The 2,758-nt window shown below is 52.9% G+C and carries 3 protein-coding genes; all 3 read left to right on the top strand.

Annotation, left to right across the window (positions count from 1 at the left end; all coding sequences use genetic code 11):
- Window positions 1-817 (top strand): divalent metal cation transporter (locus tag VK738_08115; GenBank protein HTD22604.1); only part of this gene is annotated, 817 nt, incomplete at its 5' end.
- A 242-nt stretch (window positions 818-1,059) separates the two neighbouring features.
- Window positions 1,060-1,209 carry a DUF5670 family protein gene (locus tag VK738_08110; protein HTD22603.1) on the top strand — a complete coding sequence of 50 codons (150 nt, stop codon included), beginning with the start codon at window positions 1,060-1,062 and terminating at the stop codon, window positions 1,207-1,209.
- Window positions 1,175-2,473: an AI-2E family transporter gene (locus VK738_08105; protein ID HTD22602.1), complete on the top strand. Its 1,299-nt coding sequence runs from the start codon at window positions 1,175-1,177 to the stop codon at window positions 2,471-2,473. Before VK738_08110 ends, VK738_08105 begins: the two co-directional genes overlap by 35 nt.
- The last annotated feature ends 285 nt before the right edge of the window (window positions 2,474-2,758 follow it).

Genomic DNA, 2,758 nt, shown 5'->3' with positions numbered 1-2,758 from the left:
ATTATTCGCGTATGTGGTGACAGCTTTTCTGGTTCACGTTTCTTGGAGCGAAGCCCTGCGCGCATTGATTCTGCCTCCCTTAAATGGATTTCATGGGGAGTACAGCATGATGGTGGTAGCAGTACTCGGGACTACCATTAGTCCTTATCTGTTTTTTTGGCAGGCATCCCAGGAAGCCGAAGAAGTTCGCGATAAAAAAGAAGATAAATCCCTGCGCAAAGATCCATCCCAGGCGCCTGAGCAACTTCGCAGAATCAAGATCGACACCTACCTCGGCATGGCGGCGTCCAACCTGGTGGCGTTTTTTATCATGCTCACCTCTGCGGCAACTTTGCATGCCCACGGACAGACGAACATCCATACGGCAACGGAAGCGGCGCGAGCTCTGGAACCGCTGGCCGGACGCTTTGCCTATGTCTTATTCGCTGCAGGAATAATAGCAACGGGGCTTCTTGCCGTTCCGGTTCTTGCGGGAAGCGCAGCCTACGCTATTGGAGAAGCGATGCACTGGCGAGTAGGTCTCGCGATCAAGCCGAAGAAAGCCTTCAAATTTTATGCCACGCTGGGCGCTGCCACGATCGCCGGTTTGGCTCTGAACTTTATTCATTTGGACCCGATCAAAGCATTATTCATTGCCGCGGTTATCAATGGAATTCTCGCCGCTCCTGTGATGGCCCTAATGATGTTGTTGACGCGGAATCGAAGAGTGATGGGCCGGTTTACGTTGCCACTCTATTTGAAGGTATTGGGATGGATGGGTGCTGCGGGCATGTGCGCTGCGGCGGCGGCCTTTCTGGTTGGAGTTTGTCGGAGCTGAACAAATTCGCCTTCCCACCGGATTGCCTTAGCGGGGGGCGCTCCTGCGCTGCTTGTAGAGAAGTTCGTTGTAATTCGCTGGACCCCAGCGGCTTTCGACCGCGCCCCTTTCACTCGCCTTTCAGAGAGCGGGAAAACAAACCTCCTCCATCGGGTGTGGTTGGGCAAATACTGCAGCATTCCCTGTATGGGCTTGCGCTTTCAATTGGAACAATCTAAGAGCGTTTATGGAAGGAGGGTTATATGTTCATCGTCTTGTTTGCAGTTTTGGTGCTGGCTTGGCTGGGGGGATTCTTGGTCTTCCATGTCTCCAGCGCTCTGATTCATATTCTGTTGCTGCTCGCAGTTCTCTCGCTGATTGTCCATTTTTTCCAGCGTAAGACCCTATCGTGAACTACCTGTGCGATCCTCCTTGCGCCCAACTGGGGTGCGAGGAGGTCTCGCACACGTGTTTTGCAAATGGGAAGAGGGAGAGCAATTGGTCTCAATGATGCGCAGCTCAACAGACTTACTCCAACGGCGCCTATTAAGTCGTATCGCCTGGCTTCTATGGGTCATCGTGCTCGCTCTTCTGATGGCTTTTTGTTTCTTTGCAAGTTCCTTTTGCATCACACTGCTGCTCGCTGCCTTCCTCGCGATCCTCGTTGATCCGCTGGTGACCTATCTGGAGAGCTGGCATGTCCCGCGTTCCGCTGCCGCCGGAATTATCGTAGTTACTGGAACGCTGTGCATCTGCTTCCTGACGTACGCGTCCTACAATCGTATTTCGGACATCGTGGAGACCATGCCCCGGTACGCCGAGCGGATCCGCGATGTCCTGAAGCCTTTGAACCAGAAGATTGCCAAAGTTCAAGAAACCGCCGGCAGCCTGAATCCAGAGGTGCCGGCAAAAAAAATCGCTGAGGTAAAGATCAAAGAACCGCCCAGCTGGCCTTCGTACATGATTCGCGGCGTCGGGCCGGTGTGGAGTGCCATCATCATTATTGGAGTTGTGCCTTTCCTGATGTTCTTCAATCTGATTCGCAAGGAACAGATGAAACAAAGGCTGACGAGCTCATTCGGCCACATGATCGACGTGCCTCAATTCGTGGGGCGATTGACCCAAATGGTGAGAGGATTTGCGGCGGGCAACTTGATCATCGGTTCTGCGATGGCAACCGTTACGATTCTCGTCCTTCTCGCGTTGAAAATACAGGGTGCCATGATCCTTGGCATCGTGAGCGGTTTTCTGAATTTGATTCCTTTTCTGGGCGTAATCCTCGCCGTGCTGGTCCCATCCGCGGCCGCGCTTTTGCAATTTACTACAGCAAGCCCGTTTGCCATTATTTTCCTAACAGTCGTATGCCTTCATTTCATTTCCGCAAACTTTCTAATCCCAAAGGTAGTCGGGTTGCGGGTCAATATAGGCCCGGTCGCGGCCACAGCAGGGATCCTGTTCTGGGGTTGGCTTTGGGGCTTGATAGGGATTCTACTGGCCGTGCCTTTGACCGCGTTTGTAAAGCTTGTGGCGGATTGTCATCCCTCATTCGTTCATATCTCCAATCTTCTCGCAGAATCTCCCCGTCCTGTTTCATCCTGGATTCATTCCGGCCGGCAAACTATGTACAAGACGGTCCCTTATATACGCAGGAGATTTCCAGTCAAAGTAAAGCCCTGAGACAGCAGCAGTTGGAATCGGTGATTTTTCCGGACAACAGAGGACAGCCACTCGCCCTACAAGAAACCCCGTCTCTCCGTACTGGAAAGACCGGATGGTTGCGTGCGCGGGGCCCCGGTAGTCTGAGTGCCAGAGAACACCTCCGATTCACTCACCCCAAGAACAGATGCCTGACAGACACAGGCATCTGTTCTCCCTCCTTAATTCGGAGAAGCGACGTTGTCTTCAATTAGGGCTTTTGGGATGCCTCAGCGCCCCGCCGGGCAAAAACGCGTTAGAGAAATA

The sequence above is a fragment of the Terriglobales bacterium genome (assembly GCA_035487355.1).
In the GTDB taxonomy this organism is placed as follows: Bacteria; Acidobacteriota; Terriglobia; order Terriglobales; family Acidobacteriaceae; genus QIAW01.
The sequence above is the reverse complement of the archived record's forward strand: the minus strand, read 5'-3'. Positions and strand labels throughout refer to the sequence as shown.

Excerpts from the sequence above, each read along its gene's own strand:
- VK738_08110 (HTD22603.1), top strand. The coding sequence starts at position 1,060 with ATGTTCATCGTCTTGTTTGCAGTTTTGGTGCTGGCTTGGCTGGGGGGA.